Source organism: Micromonospora sp. NPDC004551 (genome assembly GCF_040609975.1).
Classification (GTDB): Bacteria; Actinomycetota; Actinomycetes; order Mycobacteriales; family Micromonosporaceae; genus Micromonospora.
In genome coordinates, this window is sequence record NZ_JBEXLM010000024.1 from 13,644 (window position 1) to 34,349 (window position 20,706).

Annotated in this window: 16 protein-coding genes; 6 read left to right on the top strand and 10 right to left on the bottom strand. The window is 71.8% G+C overall.

Going from position 1 to position 20,706, the window contains the following annotated elements; genetic code table 11:
- Positions 1 to 107 precede the first annotated feature (107 nt).
- The 3 genes from ABZW14_RS24750 to ABZW14_RS24760 all read left to right on the top strand — a co-directional run bounded on the left by ABZW14_RS24750 (position 108) and on the right by ABZW14_RS24760 (position 6,038).
- Positions 108 to 1,442 (top strand): MFS transporter, encoded by a 1,335-nt coding sequence (locus tag ABZW14_RS24750; protein WP_355350760.1) that lies wholly within the window; start codon positions 108 to 110, stop codon positions 1,440 to 1,442.
- Between the two features lie 180 nt (positions 1,443 to 1,622).
- Complete coding sequence (locus ABZW14_RS24755) at positions 1,623 to 3,014, top strand: glycoside hydrolase family 6 protein (protein WP_355350762.1); 1,392 nt, start codon at positions 1,623 to 1,625, stop codon at positions 3,012 to 3,014.
- 411 nt (positions 3,015 to 3,425) lie between these two features.
- Positions 3,426 to 6,038, top strand: a complete 2,613-nt coding sequence (locus tag ABZW14_RS24760; RefSeq protein ID WP_355350764.1) for a tetratricopeptide repeat protein — start codon at positions 3,426 to 3,428, stop codon at positions 6,036 to 6,038.
- Positions 6,039 to 6,156: 118 nt separating this feature from the next.
- Here the strand turns inward: ABZW14_RS24760 and ABZW14_RS24765 are convergent, their stop codons facing one another.
- The 10 genes from ABZW14_RS24765 to ABZW14_RS24810 form a co-directional block, all read right to left on the bottom strand.
- On the bottom strand, positions 6,157 to 7,626 hold the full coding sequence (locus ABZW14_RS24765; RefSeq protein ID WP_355350766.1) for an aminotransferase class V-fold PLP-dependent enzyme: 1,470 nt from the start codon (positions 7,624 to 7,626) through the stop codon (positions 6,157 to 6,159).
- 44 nt (positions 7,627 to 7,670) lie between these two features.
- Entirely contained in the window at positions 7,671 to 9,053 is a 1,383-nt protein-coding gene (locus ABZW14_RS24770) for an amino acid adenylation domain-containing protein (protein ID WP_355350768.1), read from the bottom strand.
- Entirely contained in the window at positions 9,050 to 10,258 is a 1,209-nt protein-coding gene (locus tag ABZW14_RS24775) for a cytochrome P450 (protein ID WP_355350770.1), read from the bottom strand. The genes ABZW14_RS24770 and ABZW14_RS24775 overlap by 4 nt, the downstream gene beginning before the upstream one ends.
- Entirely contained in the window at positions 10,255 to 10,485 is a 231-nt protein-coding gene (locus ABZW14_RS24780) for a phosphopantetheine-binding protein (protein ID WP_355350772.1), read from the bottom strand. Before ABZW14_RS24780 ends, ABZW14_RS24775 begins: the two co-directional genes overlap by 4 nt.
- The gene (locus ABZW14_RS24785) at positions 10,463 to 11,554 is read right to left on the bottom strand and encodes a condensation domain-containing protein (protein WP_355350774.1); all 1,092 of its coding nucleotides are present in this window, start codon (positions 11,552 to 11,554) and stop codon (positions 10,463 to 10,465) included. Before ABZW14_RS24785 ends, ABZW14_RS24780 begins: the two co-directional genes overlap by 23 nt.
- Positions 11,547 to 12,878, bottom strand: coding sequence for an MFS transporter (locus ABZW14_RS24790; protein WP_355350776.1), 1,332 nt, complete (start codon positions 12,876 to 12,878; stop codon positions 11,547 to 11,549). Before ABZW14_RS24790 ends, ABZW14_RS24785 begins: the two co-directional genes overlap by 8 nt.
- Positions 12,875 to 14,056 (bottom strand): condensation domain-containing protein, encoded by a 1,182-nt coding sequence (locus ABZW14_RS24795; protein WP_355350778.1) that lies wholly within the window; start codon positions 14,054 to 14,056, stop codon positions 12,875 to 12,877. The genes ABZW14_RS24790 and ABZW14_RS24795 overlap by 4 nt, the downstream gene beginning before the upstream one ends.
- A 269-nt stretch (positions 14,057 to 14,325) precedes the next feature.
- Positions 14,326 to 15,636, bottom strand: coding sequence for an MFS transporter (locus tag ABZW14_RS24800; RefSeq protein ID WP_355350780.1), 1,311 nt, complete (start codon positions 15,634 to 15,636; stop codon positions 14,326 to 14,328).
- Between the two features lie 560 nt (positions 15,637 to 16,196).
- Positions 16,197 to 16,793, bottom strand: a complete 597-nt coding sequence (locus ABZW14_RS24805; RefSeq protein ID WP_355350782.1) for a DUF3618 domain-containing protein — start codon at positions 16,791 to 16,793, stop codon at positions 16,197 to 16,199.
- Positions 16,794 to 16,815: 22 nt separating this feature from the next.
- Positions 16,816 to 17,211: a phage holin family protein gene (locus ABZW14_RS24810; RefSeq protein ID WP_355350784.1), complete on the bottom strand. Its 396-nt coding sequence runs from the start codon at positions 17,209 to 17,211 to the stop codon at positions 16,816 to 16,818.
- 493 nt (positions 17,212 to 17,704) lie between these two features.
- Between ABZW14_RS24810 and ABZW14_RS24815 the strand changes: the two genes are divergently transcribed.
- The 3 genes from ABZW14_RS24815 (at position 17,705) to ABZW14_RS24825 (ending at position 20,547) form a co-directional block, all read left to right on the top strand.
- Positions 17,705 to 17,890 carry a hypothetical protein gene (locus ABZW14_RS24815; RefSeq protein WP_355350919.1) on the top strand — a complete coding sequence of 62 codons (186 nt, stop codon included), beginning with the start codon at positions 17,705 to 17,707 and terminating at the stop codon, positions 17,888 to 17,890.
- A 1,059-nt stretch (positions 17,891 to 18,949) separates the two neighbouring features.
- Complete coding sequence (locus ABZW14_RS24820; protein WP_355350786.1) at positions 18,950 to 19,591, top strand: RNA polymerase sigma factor; 642 nt, start codon at positions 18,950 to 18,952, stop codon at positions 19,589 to 19,591.
- Positions 19,588 to 20,547 carry a CU044_5270 family protein gene (locus tag ABZW14_RS24825; RefSeq protein WP_355350788.1) on the top strand — a complete coding sequence of 320 codons (960 nt, stop codon included), beginning with the start codon at positions 19,588 to 19,590 and terminating at the stop codon, positions 20,545 to 20,547. Before ABZW14_RS24820 ends, ABZW14_RS24825 begins: the two co-directional genes overlap by 4 nt.
- The last annotated feature ends 159 nt before the right edge of the window (positions 20,548 to 20,706 follow it).

Below are 20,706 nucleotides of genomic sequence, written 5' to 3' on the forward strand. Positions count from 1 at the left end.
GCGCCCGGGCAGGCCGATTGACGTCGTTTGTCAATCGGCGAGGCATGGATTGACGACGCTGGCCAACCCGGGTTTGTTTCCGGCCGGGGGGCCGGACGATCGTCGCCGTGACGACCACCCGTACGACGCTTCGTGAGCTGGTCCGCATCCCGGGCGGCGGCCGCTACGCGCTCAGCGCCACAGTCGAGGCAGCGACCTCCGGGATGCTGCGGCCGTTCATCGTGATCTACGCCGTGCTGATCGGGCTCAGCGCACCGCAGGCCGGTACGGCGCTGACCGCCGGCATGCTGGCCGGCCTCGGCGCCGTCCCGCTGGCCGGGTGGTGGATCGACCGCGGGGCGCGGCGGGCCCCCGCCGTCGCCGCGCTACTGGTGCGGGCGGTGGGGTCGCTGCTGCTTGCGCTGGTGCCCGGCATCGCCGGATTCGCGGTCGGTGCGGTGCTCATCGGCGCCGGCACGCAGATCGCTGCACCCACCAATTCGGCGCTGGTCGCCGCGCTCGCCGGCCCGGCCCGGCGTACGGCGGCACTGGCGGCCGGCCGCTCACTGCGCAACGCCGGGCTGGGCGCCGGCGCCCTGCTTGGCACGGTTCTGGTCGCGGCCGGGCCGGAGGCGCTGCGCTGGCTCGCGTTGGCGACGGCGCTGGGGTGCACGTTCGGGGCGGCGGTGATCGCCCGGGTGCCGTTGCCCGATCAGGATGTTCCGGCCCCTGCCGCGCCTGCGGCACCGAAGGAAGCGCGCGGTGCCGGCCTACGCGCCGTGACCATCCTGGCCGTGGCCGGCATTCCGTACGCGTTTCACGCCGACATCCTCGAGATCGCCCTGCCACTGTTGCTGGTGCAGGGCCTGCACGCGTCCCTGGCGTGGTCCTCGGGCATCTTCGTCGTCAACACCGTCATGGTGATCGCGCTGCAACTTGTCGTGGTGGTGCGCCTGGCGAAATGGCCGCACCGCACCGTGCTGTTCTGGTCCGGCCTGTTGCTCGCCGCCTCCTACCTCGCCTTCTGGCTGGCCGGGGCGAGCGGGGGCGGCGCCGGCACGGTGCTCGTCGCGCTGGTCATCGTGCCTTACACGCTGGGTGAAATTCTCTACACCGGCAGCAGCGTGCCGTTGGTGATCGAGTCAGCACCGCCACACCTGATGGGGCGCGCGCTCGCCCGCTGGCAGCTCAGCTACGGCCTGGCCCGGGCCGTCGACCCGATCATCATCACCGGTCTGCTCGGCCTGGGTGCGGCGGCGCTGTGGCTGCCGCTGGCCGGCGTGACCCTGCTGGGTGCGGTGGCGGTGCGCCTGGGCGCTCGACCGCATCGTCTACACCGTCGGCGTGGGCGGTCCATGGGTGATGCCGTGGCAGATGGCGGGACGCCGGCCGTCGATGGCCCACGGGCAAGGAGCGTTCACGGTGAGACTCGTACGTACAGGTCTGTGAAAACCGGAGGTTAGACCTCTCCCGGCGGCGGCCGGTCCCGTCGCACCGACCCTGCGCGAGCCTTGGCACACCAAGGCGGCCGCTGCCGGGGCGACGGGTCTTCACATCTTGGCAGCGGCGCTCGCCTCCGCTACCGTCCATGGGAACGCTCCCATTAACTTAGATACATCTATGCGATCAGGAGGAAACACGTCGTGGCTATCCTCTCCCCCCGACGCCGCAGATCGGCAGCCATCAGTGTGGCGGCAATCGCGGGCACCGCCGCCGCCGGCGTCTGCCTCGCCGTCGGCGGCGCGTCCGCCGGCACCGTGTCCGGATCGCTCTACCGTGACCCGAGTTCGGCAGTTGTCCGCTGGGTCGCCGCCAACCCCGGCGACTCGCGTGCCGCCGTCATCCGGGACAAGATCGCGAGTCAGCCGCAGGCCCGCTGGTTCGCCAACTTCAACCCGTCGACCGTGCAGTCCGAGGTCTCCGGGTTCATCGGTGCCGCCAACGCGGCGCAGCAGATCCCGGTGCTGTCGGTGTACGAGATCACCAACCGGGACTGCGGCGGGGCCAGCGCAGGCGGGGCGCCGGACCTCAACCAGTACCAGACGTGGGTGTCCAACTTCGCCAGAGGACTCGGCAACCAGACCGTCATGATCATTTTGGAAACCGACTCGCTCGCCCTGCAGACGTGCCTGAGCGGCGGCGAGATCAGCGCGCGTAACCAGGCGCTCACGACGGCGACCCAGACCATCAAGTCGGCCAACCCCAACGCCAAGGTATACCTCGACGGGGGCCACTCCACCTGGAACAGCGCGGGCGAGCAGGCCAACCGGCTCCGGGCGGCCGGCGTACAGTACGCCGACGGTTTCTTCACCAACGTGTCGAACTTCAATTCCACCTCCGGCGAGGCGAACTTCGGCCGGGCGATCATCTCCGCCCTCGCCGGCATGGGCATCCCGGGCAAGCGCCAGGTCATCGACACCAGCCGCAACGGGGGTGCCAGCGGGGACTGGTGCGCCGACGACAACACTGACCGGCGTATCGGGCTGTACCCGACGACCAGCACCGGCGACGGCAACATCGACGCGTACCTGTGGGTGAAGCCGCCAGGGGAGGCGGACGGCTGCCGCTACACGGCCGGATCGTTCCAGCCCGACCTCGCCTACAGCCTGGCCAACGGTGCGCCCAATCCGCCCACCACCGCGCCGCCGACGACCACGCCGCCCACCACCGCTCCCCCGACCACGACCCCGCCGACGACCGCGCCGCCCACCACCGTTCCCCCCACCACGCCGCCGCCGACCGGTAACGGCTGCTCCGCGTCGGTGGCGGTCAACCAGTGGTCCGGCGGCTTCACCGCGACTGTGACGGTCACCGCCGGCTCTGCGGACATCAACGGCTGGACCGTGACCATCACGCTGCCCGGCGGCGCCGCAGTCACCGGCGCTTGGAACGCCCAGGCCAGCGGCACCAGCGGCACCGTCCGGTTTACCAACGTGAGCTACAACGGACGCGTCGGCGCCAGGCAGTCGACCAACTTCGGCTTCCAGGGCACCGGGACCGGCCCGGGAGCGACGGCCACCTGCGCGGCTGGCTGACCCCACCCGATCCGGCGGCCCCGGCGCGGAGGACCGCTCTTCGCGCCGGGGCCTGTCCCCCGTCCTGCGGCACGGGCCGGAGCGGCCGGCGCCGGATTGACGGATGAGCGAACGTCACCTACGTCGGGTCCTGCATCGCCGTCAGCGGCCAAGGCGGCGATCGCGTTATGGCCTATATATGATTCCGGTCCGGCCGGGAAGCTGCACTGCACCGGGCCCTATGAACGGGGAGGTGCCAGCGCAGTCGACCCCCCATCACTTCGGATGACGCGTAGGCATCGGGGCACATCTGTCCATTATGGAGTCGCGGGCGGCTACGCCTGGCGCGGGCACGGTAGCGTGTAGTGCACTCTGGCAGAACTGCCCGGCGCCCTCGGCCCCGGGCACGTGACATCGGACGTGAGGGCGCGCATGACGGCCGCCGACTTCGGCGTCAACCCGACCACCGCGACCAGCCCGGAGCAGTACGTCATGCTGCTGCGTCGCATCCGCGACCAGTCCGGCCTCGCCTACCGGGAGATTGCCCGCCGCGCGCAGCGCAACGGGGACGTGCTGCCGGCGAGCACCCTGGCGACGATGTTGGGCCGGTCGACGCTGCCCCGCCGCGATCTGGTGACGGCCCTGCTGCGGGCCTGCGGCGTGCCGGACGACCGCGCGGCGGCGTGGCTGGCCGTGTGGGGCCAGCTGGCGGCCGACCGTACGGCGGCGAGGTCGCCGGCGGCCGCACCCGGAACCCCGTCGAGCCGACCCGGGCACTCCCCCGTGGGTCGGGCCGCCCGCACCACCGGACCGGGCGGTCCCGTCGCCGCGCTGGGCGCCGGAGGTAGCGGGCTGATCTCCCATCCGCAGCGCTCCGCCGCCCTACGCCTGATCCCCGCAGGCGACGGGGGCGGGACGGTCGGCCCGGACGGGGGGCGGGCCGCCGCGTCCGGCGGGAGGCGGGACCGGACCGTGTTGCGTGGGTTGCCGTGGCCGACAGCCGACGAGGCGCGACCGGTGGAAGGCGGGTCAGGAGCACCGGTTCCGTATCAACTGCCACCGGCGCCACCGTTGATGATCGGCCGCTCGGCGGAGATCGACCGGCTGCTCGCGTCCACGGCGGCCGGCGCCGCAGTGTGCCTGGTCGAGGGCGCCGGCGGTGTCGGCAAGTCCGCGCTCGCCCTGCACGTCGCGCATCGGATCGTCGGGCGCTACGGCGGCGGCTGCCTCTACGCTGACCTGCGCGGGGCCACCGACGGCATCGCGGCGGCCGAGCCCGCGGACGTGCTGGGCCGGTTTCTGCGGGCGCTGGGCGTGCCCGCCGTCCCCGCCTCGCTCGACGAGGCGTCGGCGCTGCTGCGCACCTGGACCGCCGAACGGGGCGTGCTCGTGGTGTTGGACAACGCCGCGTCGGCGGCGCAGGTCCGGCCGCTGCTGGCCAGCGGGCCTGAGTGCACCACGATCATCACGAGCCGGTGGATGCTTCCCGACCTGGACACGACAGCCCGGATCCGCCTCGATCCGTTACCCGACGACGCGGCGCACGGCCTGCTCGCCGGACTCACCAGCGCCGAACGCCTGCGGGCGGAGCCGGCCGCGGCCGCGACGATCGTGCGCCGGTGCGGCGGGTTGCCGCTGGCGTTGCGCATCGTCGGCGCCCGCGCCGCGGCCCGGCCGGACGCCTCGCTCACCGGCCTCGCCGAGCGGATGGACGACGAGGGCACGCGGCTGGACGTCCTGGAGGTCGGTGACCTGTCCGTGCGGGCCAGCCTGCACTTGGGCTACCAGGCATTCGAGGACGCGCGGCAGGACGAACGCCGGCAAGCGGCCCGGCTCTTCCGGCTCGCTGCGCTGCCGGACTGGACGCACCTCACGCCGTACGGCTGTGCGGCGCTGGCCGATCTGCCTGTCGCCGCCGCGGAGCCGGCGCTGGACGCGTTGGTGGACGCGCACCTGATCGAGTCGGCCGGGGGCGGCACCTACCGTTTCCATGACGTCGTCCGGCTCTGCGCCCGGGAGCGGGCGGAGGCCGTGGACGACCCGCCGCAGCGGGAGGAGGTCCTCTGCCGCCTGACCGGTTGGCTGCTCACGACCACCGCGCGCGCTGCCCGGCTGCTGTACCCGGATGACCGGTTCGGCATCGCGGAGCCGACCGGCCCGGGGCGTCCCGGGCCGCCACTGGGCAGCACCGCCGACGCGTGGGCCTGGCTCGATCGGGAGCACACCAACCTGTTGCTGATAGCCCGCCAGCAGATGGCGGCCGGACGGACACTCGCCGAGGTCCGCGATCTGGCCCTCGTGGCGGCCAAGTTCCTCGACTACGCCGGCTACATCGCCGAACAGCAGCAGTTCGGCGACCTGGCGTTCACGGCGGCGAGCCGATGCGACGACCGCTCGGGCGAGGCGTCCGGGCTCAACATCATCGCGGTCGCGCTGCTGCGCCAGGGCCGGCTCGACGAGGCGATCCCGATCCTGGAGCGGTGCCTGGCCGTCCAGCGCGAACTCGGCGACCGGAGCCGGGAGGCCGCCATCCTGAACAACCTCGGAAATGCCCTGCGCGACCGGGGCGACCTCACCGGCGCCCTGCACCACCTGCGGGCGGCCCTGGTCATCCGGCGGCAGCTCGGTCATCGACACAAGGAGGGGTCGGTGCTCGACAACCTGGCCCTGGTGTACCAGCGCCAGGGCGACTACTCGCGCGCCATCGCCTGTCATGAGGCGGGACGCGCCGTAGCTGACAGCGGCACCGACCCCCTGCGCGAGGCCCAGGCGCTGGTCAACTTCGCCGAGACGCTGCAGGCCTCCGGTGATCACCGGGCGGCGATCGGCCGCGCAGCCGAGTCGCTGGAGATCTGCCGGCGCCACGAGCACCAGCGGGGCATCGGCTTGGCGTTGCAGATGCTGGGCGACGCGCACGCGGGCCTCGGACGCTGGGCCGTGGCTCGCGGGCACTGGCGGGAGGCCCTGGAGCGGCTCGACGGGCTGGACCCGCAGGCGTGTGCCCGGCTCCGTGCCGCTCTGGCGCGGGCTGCGGCCACCCGTTGAGCCGCGCCGACGGTCGGCGCCGTTGCTGCGATGTCCGAAGCCACTCAGGGCGTTCGGCCTCGATGCGGCCGGCCAGCGCAGCGTGCTTGGTACGGCTGCTGGGCCGGCGCTCGCCTGGTCAGCAGCGTATCCGTGGGGTCAGTCGGATGTCGGTGGGGCCGTTGCGGTCCAGGTAGGTCGACTCGGCGAAGGCCAGGAAGCTTTCTGCGTCGGCCGCGGTCGAGGCCAGCCCGAAGGAGACGCGTACGGCCCCGCCGGTCGGCAGCCCCAGCGCGGCGAGGTGCTGGTCGATCGTCTCGGTGTGCGCGAGATTGGTGCGGCGCAGGGAGCCCTGGCTGATGTCGAAGGCGGCCTCGGCCGCGCCCGGGTTGCAGAAGCACCCGGTGCGCAGGGCGAAGCCGGCTGCTGACGATTCGAGCGCGACGAGCCGCTCGTCGACGAGTGAGCCGTCGGGGTAGCGGAAGTTGAACGCTGCGGTGCCACCGCGGGCGGTGCCCATCGGTGGCCCGTAGAGGCGAACCAGCGGCCGCCCGTTGCGGTGCCGCAATGCGGTCAGCTGCTTCAGCAGCCAACCGGTGAGCAGGCTGACCCGGGTGTGGACGAGGTCGACGCCGATCGAGTCCAGCCAGCGCAGCCCGAACTCCACGTCGGGGATGCTGAGGAAGTTGAGGGTGCCGTCCTCGAAGCCCGACTCGTCCCCCATCGGTTGGTGCCAGTCGCCCTGGACGCTGACCGCTCGGATGGTGCCACCGGCGAACCAGGGACGGCGCAGCCGGGTCAGCGCGTCACGCCGGGCGAGCAGCGCCCCCACGCCGGTGGGGTAGCCGAAGAGCTTGTACCAGCTCAGGCAGACGAAGTCCGGGTGGACGACGCTGAGGTCCAGCCGGTTCGTTGGGGCGAACGCGGCGGCGTCGAGCAGCACGTCGTACCCGTGCTGCTGGGCCAGGTCCACCCATCCCAGCGGATGCTGTACCCCGGTGAAGTTGCTCTGTGCCGGGTACGCGAAGAGCCCCGATGCGCCGGAGCCGGCCGGCCGGGCACGGCCGGCGGTCAGCTCGGCGATCACGTCGGATTCGGCCACCCGCAGGTCGGGCGCGGCCAGCGGCACGTAGCGGACCGGTGCGCGGGCGGCACGGGCGTACTCCCGGATGCCGTTGACGGAGTTGTGGTTGTCCCAGGTCAGCACGAGCGGGCGGTCGCGGCCGAAGCGGTAGGCCTCGCCCACCAAGCGGCAGGCGCCGCTGGCGTTCGGGGTGAAGATGACCACGTACTCGGTCGGGTCGGCGTGGAAGAAGTCGAGCACCGCGCGCCGGGCCGATTCGACGAGCGAGCCGGCGGCCTCCGAGGTGGGGTTCTCCGAGTGCGGGTTGCTGTACAGGCCTTGGAGTAACCGGTCGTGGTGGGCGAGGACCTGTGTCCGTGCGGCCACACCGGCGCCTGCGTAGTCGAGGTAGACCCGGCCGTCGCGGTCGAGGTGCCGGTACTCGGTGGCGCGCAGCTCGTCGATTCGGGCGGTGCTCGCGTACGCGGCCGTCGCAGCGACACCGGCGCCGGCCTGTGTCGGGGAGGATCGCTTCTCGAAGGTCATGGGGAGTGCGGCCAATCCAATGGGTGGGTCGAGTCGCCGGCCTGCTACTTGCTTACCTCGCCTGCTGTCGAGGTGCTGTCGCCGCCGCGACTCAGGCGGGAGGCTGCGGCACGAGGGGCCGGTGCGTCGTGGCCGTGTCCCGGTCGGCCGGGGCGGCTCAGGGCACGCCGGTCGAGTTTGCCGTTGGGCAGGGTGGGCAACCGCTGCACCTGCTCGAACGCGGTGGGAACGGCCACGGCGGGCAGCCGTTCGAGCAGGTGTGCGCGCAGGGTTTTCTGATCCACCGGTTCGGCGCAGACAACGAACGCGACACCTTGGTAGGGAACGGCCACACCGGCGAGGAGCACCGCCGGGTGGGACGTCAGGGCGTGTTCGATCTCGGCCGGTTCGATGCGCATGCCGCCGACCTTGAGCTGCTCGTCGACGCGTCCGTGGTAGTAGAGCAAGCCGTCGGCGTCCATGCTGACCCGGTCGCCGGTGCGGTACACCGGCCCTGCGGACACCACGCCCGGGGAGGAGATGCACAGTTCGCCGTCGTCGATCGAGGTCGTGGTGCCGGGGATCGGACGGCCGATGGGCACCGGGTTTTCGCCCGCCGCGCATTTGTGCACGGTGCTCCAGACGGTGCACTCGGTGGGCCCGTACTCGTTGTAGAGCGTCGCGTGGGGCATCCGCTCGTGGTGCAGGTCGACCAGGTCGGGCGGGCAGCTCTCCCCGGCCACGATGACGGTGGTAAGGCTGGGCGGCGGCGAACGCAGCACCAGCCGGTACAGCGACGGCACCATCAGGGTGTGGGTGGGCCGGTGCGCGGCGCCGGCCCGGATCAGCGCCCGCACGTCGAACGGCCGGTCACTCGGGATGACCAGGGTGCCTCCCGTGCACAGCGTCCAGTAGATGCCCGCCACCGAACTGTCGAACGAGATCGATGAGCACAGCAGGAACCGCTTCGGCGGGAGACCGTAGTACTCCAGCCGGGCACCGGTGGAGTAGCTCAGCGCCGCCCGCGTCACCGTGACCGCCTGCGGCACGCCGGTGGAGCCGCTGGTGAACAGCGTGTACGCGTCGGGCCCGTCCTGCCAGCCGCAAGAAGCTGGACCCAGCGACGCCAGCAGGCTCTCGGTGAGCACGACGGCGGCGCCGCTGCCCGCGGCCATCAGTTCGCGGCGGGCCGCCGGGAAGGCCGCGTCGATGGGGACGTAGCGCGCGCCGGCCCGCAGGACGCCGAGCATGGCCACGATGGCCCAGCGTGACAGCCGGGTGTGCACGATCACCGGCTCCCCGACAGCCACTCCCCGCTGCGCGAGATGGGCGGCGACCGCGCCGCTCAGGCCGTCCAGGTCCGCGTACGTCAGGGTCTGCTCGGGATCCACCACGGCCGGCGCCTCCGGGCGGGTGCGTAGTTGCGCGGCCAGCGCTTCGAGGATCATCGGCGTCTGGCCACGACGGGCATCCGCTTGATGCCGGCCAGCCACGTCGACCGTACGCGCTCGACGTCGCCGTCGGGTTCGAAGGACGCGAAGGTGGCGAACAGTTCCTCGAAGAAGGTGCGCAACGTCAGTCTGGCGACGGCCGCCCCCAGGCAGTAGTGCCGGCCGTCGCCGAAGGCCAGGTGCCGGTTCGGGTGGCGATCCAGGTCCAGGGTGTCGGCGTGGGGGAAGAGCCTTTCGTCTCGGTTGGCCGATCCGAGCCAGACCACGACGGCGTCGCCCGCCGCGACGGGTACGCCGCCGAGTGTGGTGTCCTGCGTCGCCAAGCGCATGAAGTGCCCGGCCGGCGAGCTGAACCGCAGCGCCTCCTCCACCGCGCGGCCGATCTGCTCGGGTCGCTGGGCCCAGTGCTCGTATCGGCCGGTGCGGATCAGCTCGGCCAGGGCCGCACGGGGAACGTGCGGGATGGCGGCGCTGCCGCCGAGGAGGAGGCTGTAGCAGTTGGCCACGACCGCGCCGGGGCGCAGGGGCATGGCTGCCAGCAGGTCGACCAGGTCCCCGCGCGGGCGCCGCCGGTGTTCGAGCACCAGGTTGAGCAGGTATGCGAACAGTTCCCGGTGCCCGCGGTCGAGGGTGGCGGAGGGGCCACCGGGCAGCATGACCTCCGGGTCGTGTTCGGCCACCGACATCGATACCCACCGGGCCAGGGCGGGCCATTCCTCGGCCGGGATGCCCATCAGCGGCCCCAGGATGGCCAGCGGCAGAGCGCTGGTGAGCTCGGCGAAGTCCACGGCCCCGCTGGCGGGGTGAAGCATCTGCCGTATGAAGGAACGGATTGCCGGCGCGTGCCGTGCCACCGCGCGTGTGGTCATCTCGCGTTGCAGCGGTCCCCGGATGAGGCCGTGCCGCGGCGGGTCGGACGCCGAGAACTGCTGATTCTGCGCCGGTTCCGGCCGGCCCAGCATGTTGAGCACCACCCCGCCGGTGGAGGTGAACCTGGCGTGGTCGGCCAGCACCGTTCTGGCGTCGGCGTAGCGGGTGATCGCCCAGAAGCCCGGCCTGCCCTCGACCGGCTGCCAGCGGACGGGTTCGTGCCGGCGCAGCGCCCGCCACACGTCGTGCGGGTCGCCGGTGCCGTGCAGGGCGGGGTCGGCGAGATCGGTGCTGCCTGGGGGCCGGGTGTGGCCGCACGGTGGCGTTCTCATGCGGCCAGTACCTCGTCGACCAGCTCGGCGATCGTCGGCTTGAGGAACAGCACCGCGGCGTCGATCTCGACGCCGAGCTGCTCGTAGAGGTCCATCAGCAGGTCGGCGGCGAGCAGCGAGTCGCCGCCGAGGGCGAAGAAGTCGTCTTCGACGCCTACTGGCGTGATGTTCAGCTTCTCGCTCCAGAGGCGGGTCAGCATCGACTCAAGCTCGGTTCGTGTCGGCACGGATTTTCTCCCAACTGTCGATGAACCGCCTTGTCAGGGCACGCATCTCGTCCTCGCGGTACGTGCGGCGGTACCGCAGGCAGGTGGTGTAGGCGCCGCCCGCGCCCGGCTCGAGCCAGAACGTCAGCCCGTTGACGGGCAGCACCGGGCCGCCCAGGCCGAGCCCGGCGGGGATCGTCAACGGTTCGATGCCGGCGCCGTCGGGCACCTGGATGACCTCGAACTGGGCCAGGCCCGGTCCGCCGTCGGTGAACAGCGCACCTGTCTGCGGCACCGCGTTCAGCAGCACCGGGAACGGGATCTCGTGCGCGTAGGCTTCGGCGAACGCGCGGTGCACCGCTTGCACCGTCGGGGTGCCGAGCCGCACCGGCAGCACATTCATGTACAGCCCCACGGTGTCCCAGTCGGAGCGCTGCCGGCCGTGGGTCAGCACCGGTATGACGGCCTCGCCGGAGCACAGCGGGCTGAGGGCCTGCGCGAACGCGGTGAGCAGGACGACGAACGGTGTGCTGCGCATGGTGCGGGCGACCGCTGCGGACTGCTCCTGGGTGATGCCGCTCGGAGTCCTGATCTCGGCTGTGCCGGTTTCGCTGCCCGTAGACGGGTTAAGCGCCGGCACGTCGGCGAGCGTCTGCTGCCAGAACGGCAACGACCGGTTCACCCTCGCGGTGGGGTAGGTGGATCGGCTGTCGTGGTAGGAAGGCGCCGGGCCGGTCTGCGGTTTGAGCACCTCGCGGAGCAGCAGCCGCATCGACCACGGGTCGGAGACGGTGTGGTGCGCCACGAGCAGCAGCTCGCGGCCGGCCAGGTATGCCCAGAGCAGGCAGCGTGCATCGGGTGGGTACTGGCCGGCTGCGGCCGCCGCCCACACGTCGTCTACGGTGCGCAGCGGAACCGGCGCCTGGCCCAGTACGGGATGCCGGGCCACGACCGCGTCCAGCGCCTGCCGCAGGTCGGCCGGGTCGGGTTCGGCGGGCAGCCGGATGCCGCCGAGCGCAACGAACCGGTCGATGTCGGCCGGCCCGCCCGCCCAGGACAGGATCCGCTGCCCGAACGGCTGGTCATCCACCTCGTACACCTCCCATGGTCTTGCCGGCCGTGTCGGCTGGCACCCGCCCGTGCGGTGCCGGGAATCTCGTCGGTGACTGCCCGGTGTCGGGGGCGGCGGCTTCGTCCGGTAGGTCACGCCACCGCCGCAGCGGTGAGAAATAGAGCAACAGGCCGGACGCCCACACCCCGGCGGCGGCGATCCAGAGCGTCGGGCGGACCCCGAGCCAGCTGCCCAGCAGCCCGCCCGCCAGGGCACCCACCGGCATCACCCCGAAGATGACCCATCGGACCGAGGCGGTCATCCTGCCCAACAAATCCGGCGGGCAGACCCGCTGCCGGTAGCTGATCGCGGCTGCGTTGTAGACGGCGAACACCGCCCCCAGGCCCGCCATGCCGGCTGTGTAGGCGGCCGCACCCCATCCGGGTTGTGCGGCCGGTACGAGCAGCACCGTCCAGCCGAGGCCCAGCGGGGCGATCCAGATGATCCGCGCGGTGCCGACCAGCCGCGCCAGCCGCGCGGACACGGCGCCACCGCCGATCCCACCCAGCGTTGTCAACGCCAGCACCACACCGACCATGTGCTCGCTCAGGCGTAGGTCGCGTACCAGGTAGAGAATCGCCAACGCGAAGATCATCTGGCTGAACAGGTTGAGTGACGCCGAGGCCGCCACCAGTCTGGGCATGAGCGGGTGGCGGAACACGAAGGTCAGCCCGGCGACCAGCTCGCGGCGGAAGTTCCGCTGCTGCGCCGCGGCGGGGGGTTCCTCCCGGCTTCGGATCAGCATCAGGGACACCGCGTTCGCCAGGTAGGCGAGGGCGTCTATGCCCGCGGTACGCGCCACGCCCAGCGCCGACACCAGTGCGCCGCCCGCGCCGTATCCGGCGATCCGCGAGACGGAGTACGTGGTGGCCAGCTTGCCGTTGGCGTCGAGCAGTTGGTTCCCGGTGACGACCGACGGCAGGAAGCTGTGGTGCGCGGTCTCGTACAGCACGGTGCAGACGCTGGACAGCAGCGCCACGATCCACAGTTGCGCCATCGTGACCCAGCCGGCCCACGCGCCGGCGGCGACGGTGGCCACCAGCGCGGCCCGCACGAGGTGACAGGTCACCATGACGCGGCGTTTGCGCATCCGGTCCACCCACACCCCGGCGGGTAGGGAGAGGAACAGGTAGGCGGCCATCCGGGTGGCGCTGAGCACGCCGACCTCCACGGCGGAGGCGTCCAGGACGGTGACGGCCAGCAGCGGGATGGCCAGCATCGAGACGGCGTCGCCGACCTCGCTGAGGGTTCGGCCCGACCACAGCACCATGAAGTCGCGGTGGCGCCAGAGGCTGTCGCTCATGCCGCGTCCTTGACCGCGCGCTGAAGGAGGTCGGTCATGGTGGTCAGGAAGCGTTCCACCTCGGCGCGCCCGTACCCGCTGCGCATCACCCGCAGGGTGAGTTGCACGTAGGGGTGCACTCGGGCCATCAGGTAGAAGCTGGCCCCGCTGTACGCGCGGGGCGGGAGGAATTCGATACGCCCGGGAGCCGCCTCGGACGGCGCGGGGTCGGTGTCGGCCGGCGCCGGGATGAAGGTGAAGAAGCTGCCGTGGTCGAAGTCCATGGGTGTCACGGCGAACGGGTCGTACACGCCGTGCTGCATGGCACGCACCGCCGCGACGTTGACCTCACGGGCCATCGGGCGCAGCGGTCCGTCGGGATCGCCGGATGCCAGCATGGGCACCCACTGGGTCATGGACGACACCAGGCGCCGCACCGTGGGATCCAGCCGGTTCGCGGCCAACTGCCACAGCAACTGATCGGTCAGACCCGTCGTCAGTGCCAGCGCCTGCGCGTAGACCGTGAGCAGCACGGTGGGCAGGGTGACCTGCAGGTGCCGTGCCGCCTGGCGAACCGCGTCGTACGGGATACCGGTGTGTGCGCAGGCCCGCACCAGGGGACCCCGGGACACCGGAGGCCGTGGCGCAGCGGCGACGATCCGCCGGCGGTACTCTCCGGCCGCGGCCAACCGGGCCCGGAAGGCGTCAGCGCGCTGGCGTTCGGCTACCTCCCGGGGCGCGGGGGCGTCGTCGGGGCGGCCACCACGCAACAGGGTGTGAAAGTCCGATTCCAGGATCCGCATCGCCGCGCCGTCGGCGGCGATGTGGTGGATAACCAGCTGGACCTGCGGTGGCCCGCCGTCGTCGGGAGTGCGCAGCCAGGCTCGCCATGCCGGCTGGGCGGCGAGGTCGAACGGCTCCCGCACGGACGCTTCGGTGAGCTGCACGAGCGGGTCGCGTAGGACCACCTGCCGCACGCCGCCGGGATCTTCGGCCGGGCGGTAGACGGTGCGTAGTGACTCGTGCCGTGCCGCCAGCGCGGTGAGGGCGTCCCGCACCTGCCTCTCGGTGGTGCCGGCCGGAACTGACCACGCCGGGTCCTGATTGGACTCCCACAACTGTGCGGCGGGGCGCACCGAGAGGGCTCGCCACATGGAGAGCTGGCCGATGGTGAGTGGGTAGCTACCGTGACTGCGCATGACTCCTCCATGTCGCGGGGGGGTGGGTGGTCGCCTCGCGGCGACCACCCACCATCGTTTACGTGTCTCAGCCGGCGCAGTCGTCCTTCCGCATCGCCCGCACCTCCTCTCGTCGAAGCGGTCGACTTCCTCCGGATCAGGTGGGATCCGGAGGCACATCGCCCGAGGGATGAAGCTTCTGGATCAGGTCCAGCTGACGCCACGCTTGCCGACGCTGCGCATGCGCTTCTCCTCTCCCGACGTGGCGGCCCCGTGCCCGCCCGGTCATCTCAGCGTCGGCCGCCGCCCGTTTCGGCGGTAGGCCTGTCGTTGGTCGAGGCCGTTCGAGCTTGTTCGAGCGGGACCTCGAACGTCACCGGCGCGGGAACGTGCCGCCGTGGCCACAGCGGCGCGAGAGCGAGGACCGCCACCGCGCCCGACAGCCCGCTGAATCCGATCACCGTGGTGGCCGACCAGCGATCCGCGGCCAGACCCGCCATGACCATCGCCGTCCCCTGGAGCCCACTCAGACCGGTGATGGCCACGCCGAACGCGCGTCCCCGGTACTGCGTCGGCACGGCCCGGCCGAACAACGCGTTCAGCGGGATGGCGAACGCACTCGCGGCGCCGGCCAGCATCAACAACAGGAGCATCAGCCACACTGGGGGGATGAGCCAGGTTGCCGCCAGCACCCCGGCGGACAGAGCGGCCAGCGGCAGGATCAGCCGCGACCGCACCGCCGGCGGGCAGAGCCGGGTGAGGGCCACCCCGCCGAGGGCCATTCCCGACGGTGCTGCCGCCAGCAACAGTCCGACGGTGGCGGCGCCGCCGCCGTACTGGCGGGCCAGCGGCACCATCAGTCCCTCGGCGGCGTAGGTGAAAGCGCTGGCCGTCCAGAGGACGAGGACGTAGGCGCGCAGGCGGGTGTCGGTGCAGATCACCCGCAGGCCGGCGGCCCGGCCGGGCGGGTCCAGGCTCCGCGACGGGCGGGGCGCGGGGCGGGGGCGGACGCCGATCATGATCAGTATCGCCGAGACCAGGAACGTGCCGGCGTCCACCAGCAGCGCACCGCGTAGCGACAGCAACGCCACCAGGCTCCCCCCGACGGCGAAGCCGACCACCTGCATGGCCTGGGCGCAGATGTTGTCCACGCCGTTTGCCACCGCGTAACGGTCGCCGTCGAGGACCTCGGGCATCAACGCCGCCCGCGCGGCCACGAACGGCGGCCGCATCAGGTTGACCGCGAAGAGCACCACCACCAGGGCAGGTGCGGCGAGGTCCAGCAGCGCCGCGGCCGGGATGAGCGCCGCGCGGGCAACATCGCACGTCACCAGGATCCGCCGCCGGGGGAACCGGTCGGCAAGGCCGGAGAGCAGTGGCCCGCCCGTTAGCCAGGCCAGGTAGGAACTGGCGTAGGCGGCCGCCGACAGTGCGGCCGAGCCGGTGCGGGTGTAGACGAGGTACGCCACGGTCACGGCGGTGAGCTGATCACCTGCCAGGGATAGCAGGTACGCCGCGAACAGGTAGCGGTACTCGCGCACTGCGAACACCTCGGCGTACGTCGCGGCCCGCTCGGTCACCCCGCCCCCGTCCTGCCCCACCGCCGGCTGCCATCACGGCGCCGCTCGGTCGAGACGCTATCCGCGGCGGCGCCTGCCGGCCCGGGACCAGGCGTTCGAGGCCGTTCGATTCCGTTCGAGTGGGCGAGACTGTCGGCGGGGCCGCGCCTGAGCCGAAGTCCCTGTCGCAACGTGTCGCGTGGGCGGCCCCGGCTGTTCACGGCTGGAAAGTGGATGCATCGCGCCGTCAACGCCCTGCCGCTGATGCTGGCCCATTCATCGCCCAGCGAGTCTCAGGCCCTGACGGCGACCATTCACGGGATGGTGGACCAGGCCGGTGTCGGCGACGACATCCGGGGGCGCGGGATCGAGGTCGGCGAGGCATATGAACCCTGCGACCCGCTCACCGTCATGATAGAAAGTGCGAGGACGAGATCCGCCCGGCAGCGTCACACCACGCCATTCCCGTCGCGGCCCAGGTCCGCCTCCAAGAGCGCGCGGTCGGAAACCTTTCCGCAGCACAGTGAGCACGGTATGCAGCCCGGTGGACGGCAGACCATGCTCACGCGGCGGCGTTAGAGCCCGCTGCGGCGGTTTCCGGCCTAGCGGTGCCGGACTTCGTCGGCAGCGTCCTGCGTCTCTGCCCTTACCTGGTGGGCCGCGGACCGGCCCTGGTCGCGGACGGCGGAGGCGCCCTGGGCGGCGGTGGACTCCACCGACTCGGCCGCCTGCTGCGCGGGCTCGCGCATGGTGTCCCGGAGCTGGTTGCCGACCTGGCTCGCCTGCTGGCGAAGCCCTGCGGAGTGCTCACCCACCATGCCCCGAGCCTGCCCAGCCCAGTGCCGCTCGGGGCGGCTGGGCGGGATCAGGGAGGAGACGAGCAGCCCGGCGCCGAAGGCGATCAGGCCAGCCGCGAGTGGATTGCCCTGGGCCTGCGCCCGGGACTGCTGCCCGAGCGACCGCGCCTCGTCCCGGACCGAACCGGCGGCGTAGGACATGCGCTGGCCGGCGCCGTGCCCGTCCGTCTGTGCGCCCATCACCTTCTCCTTCGCCCGGGTCAGCGCGCCGCGTGCCTGGGCGGCCCGGTCGCCGGCGATCCGGCGGGGGTTCACCTTGTCGGTCAAGGCATCCACGTCGCTGCTCAACTCGCCGCAGGTGTTCTCGATCTCTGATCGGATCCGATCCGGTTCACTGGACATGATCCGCTCCCTCCTGGCTCGGTCAGCGGCCTCGCATGGCGTGTGGCATCTCCCGCGCGGTTTGTTTCGTCCGTGGCAGGACCGCACGGAGCCGCCGCATGTTCGTTCGGGCGTTGGCGAGCAGGACAGCGGAGGCGACCGCCCAGACAACCGCTACGATCAGCGCGGCCCAGCCCTCGTCCATCACGTTCGACAGGCCCCACCACACCGCGTAGGACACGAACAGCACGGCCAGGAAACCGGCCACCGCCGCCCCGCCGAACATTCCGCCGGCCTTGCCGGCCTGGCTCGCCTCCTCGCGCAGCTCCGCCTTGGCGAGCTCCACTTCCTGGCGGACCAACGTGGACAGATCCCGGGTCACGTCGCCCAGCAACTCGCCGACGGACGGCTGCGTCCGCTCCTTCTCCGGGGCGCTCACGGCGCCACCCCGCCCGGGATATCCGGCTCCGGCCGGCCGGCTGGCGAAACGTTCTGCGCCCGGGCCGCCCCGGTGTACGGCCCCTCTGCCACGTACGGGGCCCTTAACGGTCTGACCGGACGACGGCGCCGGTGTCGGCTGCGTGGGCTGGGCCGGCGGGGCGGCGGGACCCGCCCCGTCGGAGGCGGTCAGGTTCCGGGTGAGCCGGCCGACCTTGCCCATCTCTTTGCAGCATTGAAAGCCCGTCGCGAGCTGCCGGCACCGCGTCTCCTGGCCTTCCCGCGGATGCCGCCGCCGCGCTCGGCAGACGGCGTGATGCGCCTGGGAGTGATTGCCACGCCCATTGGTAGATGGTTGATCCCGTTCTGCTGCATCGCGGGAGGTGTGATGGTCAGGCGTGGAACATCCCGTGGCGCAGTGGTGGTGATCACGGGGGGCGCCGACTGGCGTCGGCCGGGCGACTGCGTTGGCGTTCGCTGCCGAAGGGGCAAGGTTGGTCCTCGCCTTACGCAGCCAGGAAGCGCTTGTGGAGGTGGAGCAAGACTGCCGAGCACGAGGCGGGCAGGTGCTCGTTGTTCCGACCGACATTGCCGATCCCGCCGCCGTAGATCGGCTGGCCCGGCTGGCGGTGCCGCGCTGCTCGCCCACCGGATGGCACCGCGTGTCACCGAGTCGCTAGTCGCCAGGTGGAACTCGACGTTCTTGACCAAGCCGGCCGCAGCCGCTCCCGGATCGGGATCGGATCGGGATCGCTGTTTGATCCACCACCAAGCGGCGCCGTGCACGGCGGATACCGCCGCATCCGGGTCCGCGGTCGGCTCGGCGAGTGGCTGGGTGTGGCGCAGTCCCGCCGGAATCGACCGGCTCCCGGCTGACCGCCGGTTTGACGCCCGCATGACAGCGGGCCCCGCCGTCAGCGGCGGCCGGATGACCCGCCCGTCATCCGCGCTGCGAATTGCCGTAGCTTCGCCTGCGTGCTGGGCTTGGCCGCCTCGCGCCGCCCACGGTCAATCACCTTGCGCCCCTGTGGGCTGTTCAGGAGGCCCTTGATCCGTTGACCGACCGATGTCATGACCTGCCACCTTTCAGTTCTCTGCTGCCTGCGGTAGTAGGGCCTTGCCTCATCGACGTCTTACCCGCAGACGCCCCGCCTATCTGCCTTCGAGGTGAGCCGCAGAGGTCAGTTCCCGTAACGGCTTCCCGCGCTGCTCACGGTATGCACGGCGTTCACGCTCAGGCCGGTCACCTCCCGCACCAAGCGCCGGAACGCCACTTCGAAGCCAAACCCAACCGATCCCGCCACGTCGTAGGCCCGGACACAGCCAGCTGAGATCGCCGCCAAACAGCCAGCCAACCGCTTTGCCGCGATCCGCGCCCAGATTTTGCAGATCACGCTTGGACCCACTCCGGCGTCCAGATGTCGATCGACGGGAAATCGGCCCAGGCGGGGCTGAACTGCATCAGCAGCATGTAACCCTCACGTCCGTGCACCGGTTCTCGGTACATCCACCCCCAGGTAGAGCCACCTCCGCGGCTCCATCCGCCGGGGAAGAACTTCCGGAACCTTGTTGGTGCCGCTTTGTCGGCTGTCCCAGACTCGACGGGTGGATCACGCCGCCGTCGACCGGACGGCCGAGTCGACGGGTTTCGCATGCGTTTCTGCTCACCTGGGCGACCACGAAGCCACCCGGAGCACCGGGAACCCGCCCGCCCGAGCGGACAGGTACCGCATGTGGAGATGACTGTGCGGGCCCGGATCCGGGCCGGGGATCCGGACGCGTTCCGGGACCTGTTCGACGACCATGCCCGGTCGGTGTACAACCACGGCTTCCGGCTGACCGGGGACTGGTCGGTGGCGGAGGAGGTGGTGTCGCTGACCTTCCTGGAGGCGTGGCGGCTGCGGGACCGGGTCGTCGCCGGCGCCGAAGCCGGGTCCTTGCGTTCTTGGCTGCTTGGTATCGCCACCAATGTGGCCCGCAACGTACGCCGGGCCGCCCGCCGGCACGCTGCGGCCTCCTCCCGGCTGCCCCGTGCCGAGGTGGTGCCGGACTTCGCCGAGGAGGTCGCCTCCCGGATCCGCGATCGAGAACGGCTGGCCCTGGTCCGAACCGCCCTTGCCGCGTTGCGACAGCCGGAGCGTGAGGTGCTGGCGTTGTGCGTCTGGTCCGGGCTCGACTATGCCGAGGCGGCGGCCGCGTTGGGGGTGCTGGTCGGCACGGTGCGCTCCCGGCTGTCCCGGGCGCGCACCAAGCTGCACAAGCTCGTCACTGCGGGGAAGCTGCGACAGGTCGGGAAAGACGCGGAACCGGCCGGCGGCCGTGGACAGATACCAGTCGACCGCGCGATCGCGGTCCGGTTCGCCGAGGGGGACTCCCGATGAGCACTGACCCGCAAGACGTACGTGCCGACCTGGCCGGTTTGCTGCCGGCGCCGGTGGAGCGGGACCTGCCGAGCGACCGCCACCGGTTGATCCAGGAGTTCGTGATGACCCAGATCCATCCCGCCCAGCCCATGCCGCCGCGTCGGGCACCGCGCCGCCGGCTCATCCTCGCCTCGGCACTCACCGCCGCTACGGCGACCGCCGTCGTGGTGGTGGTCGGCCTCGGGCCGTCGGACGGCACCGGCGGTGCCCCGGATGCCGGTGGCGCCACCGCCCCGGGTGACGGCCGGGCGCCGGTCGCGGCCGGCCCCTCCGGCCAGCAGATCCTGCTCGCCGCCGCCACGACCGCCGGGAAGCAGGCCGCCACCTCCGGCGCCTACTGGCACCTGCGGACGACGGCCACCGACTACGAGTGGGAGACCTGGATCGGGCGCGATGGGGGAATCTGGGTTCGGGGTGCCAAGACCGGCGGCGACCTGATGGCGCTTCCCGGGGCCGCGTCGTTCCGGCTGGGCGGCCCCGAGGTGAGCTTCGCGCAGCTCCAGCAGTTGCCGACCGAACCGGCCGCGCTCAAGCGCTGGATCACCGAGTCGGTGCGTAGCAGCGACATCCGGACGAGCGCCGGCCGACCGGACTCGGCCATGCAGGAGCAGATGGTCTTCGACGGCCTGCTGTCCCTGCTCGCCCAGATGCCCGCCCCGCCCAAGGTCCGGGCCGCTGCCTTCCAGGCCGTCGCCGCGTACCCTGACGTGACGAGCACCGGCGCGACCGACGGCGGGCAGGGCCTGCTGATCCACCTGAACGGCGAGCCGGTGGCCCGGATGGTCGTTGATCCGGCCACCGCCCGGATCCGGAAGACCAACTTCTTTGTCACGGCGGACGGGGCCCGAATCTCGACTCCGGGGGACGCCATGTTCACACTGACCGCGGAGTGGACCAACCGGCTGCCCGGCTAGCGGTCACCGGGTGCGTTTGCCGCCCGCGGCATCCGCACCCGGATCGCCCCTCAGGCGCTGGTGACCCGAACAGCATCGTCGCCGCGGGGCGGTTAGGCGGAGAACCACCCCACGGCCGGGGCGCGGCGGTAATCCGGCCGACTCGCCCACACCTGGCTC

Coding starts and splice junctions, on each gene's coding strand:
- ABZW14_RS24760 (WP_355350764.1), top strand. CDS start 3,426: ATGACGGCCGCCGACTTCGGCGTCAACCCGACCACCGCGACCAGCCCG.
- ABZW14_RS24765 (WP_355350766.1), bottom strand. CDS start 7,626: ATGACCTTCGAGAAGCGATCCTCCCCGACACAGGCCGGCGCCGGTGTC.
- ABZW14_RS24770 (WP_355350768.1), bottom strand. CDS start 9,053: ATGATCCTCGAAGCGCTGGCCGCGCAACTACGCACCCGCCCGGAGGCG.
- ABZW14_RS24775 (WP_355350770.1), bottom strand. CDS start 10,258: ATGAGAACGCCACCGTGCGGCCACACCCGGCCCCCAGGCAGCACCGAT.
- ABZW14_RS24790 (WP_355350776.1), bottom strand. CDS start 12,878: ATGAGCGACAGCCTCTGGCGCCACCGCGACTTCATGGTGCTGTGGTCG.
- ABZW14_RS24795 (WP_355350778.1), bottom strand. CDS start 14,056: ATGCGCAGTCACGGTAGCTACCCACTCACCATCGGCCAGCTCTCCATG.
- ABZW14_RS24805 (WP_355350782.1), bottom strand. CDS start 16,793: ATGTCCAGTGAACCGGATCGGATCCGATCAGAGATCGAGAACACCTGC.
- ABZW14_RS24820 (WP_355350786.1), top strand. CDS start 18,950: ATGACTGTGCGGGCCCGGATCCGGGCCGGGGATCCGGACGCGTTCCGG.
- ABZW14_RS24825 (WP_355350788.1), top strand. CDS start 19,588: ATGAGCACTGACCCGCAAGACGTACGTGCCGACCTGGCCGGTTTGCTG.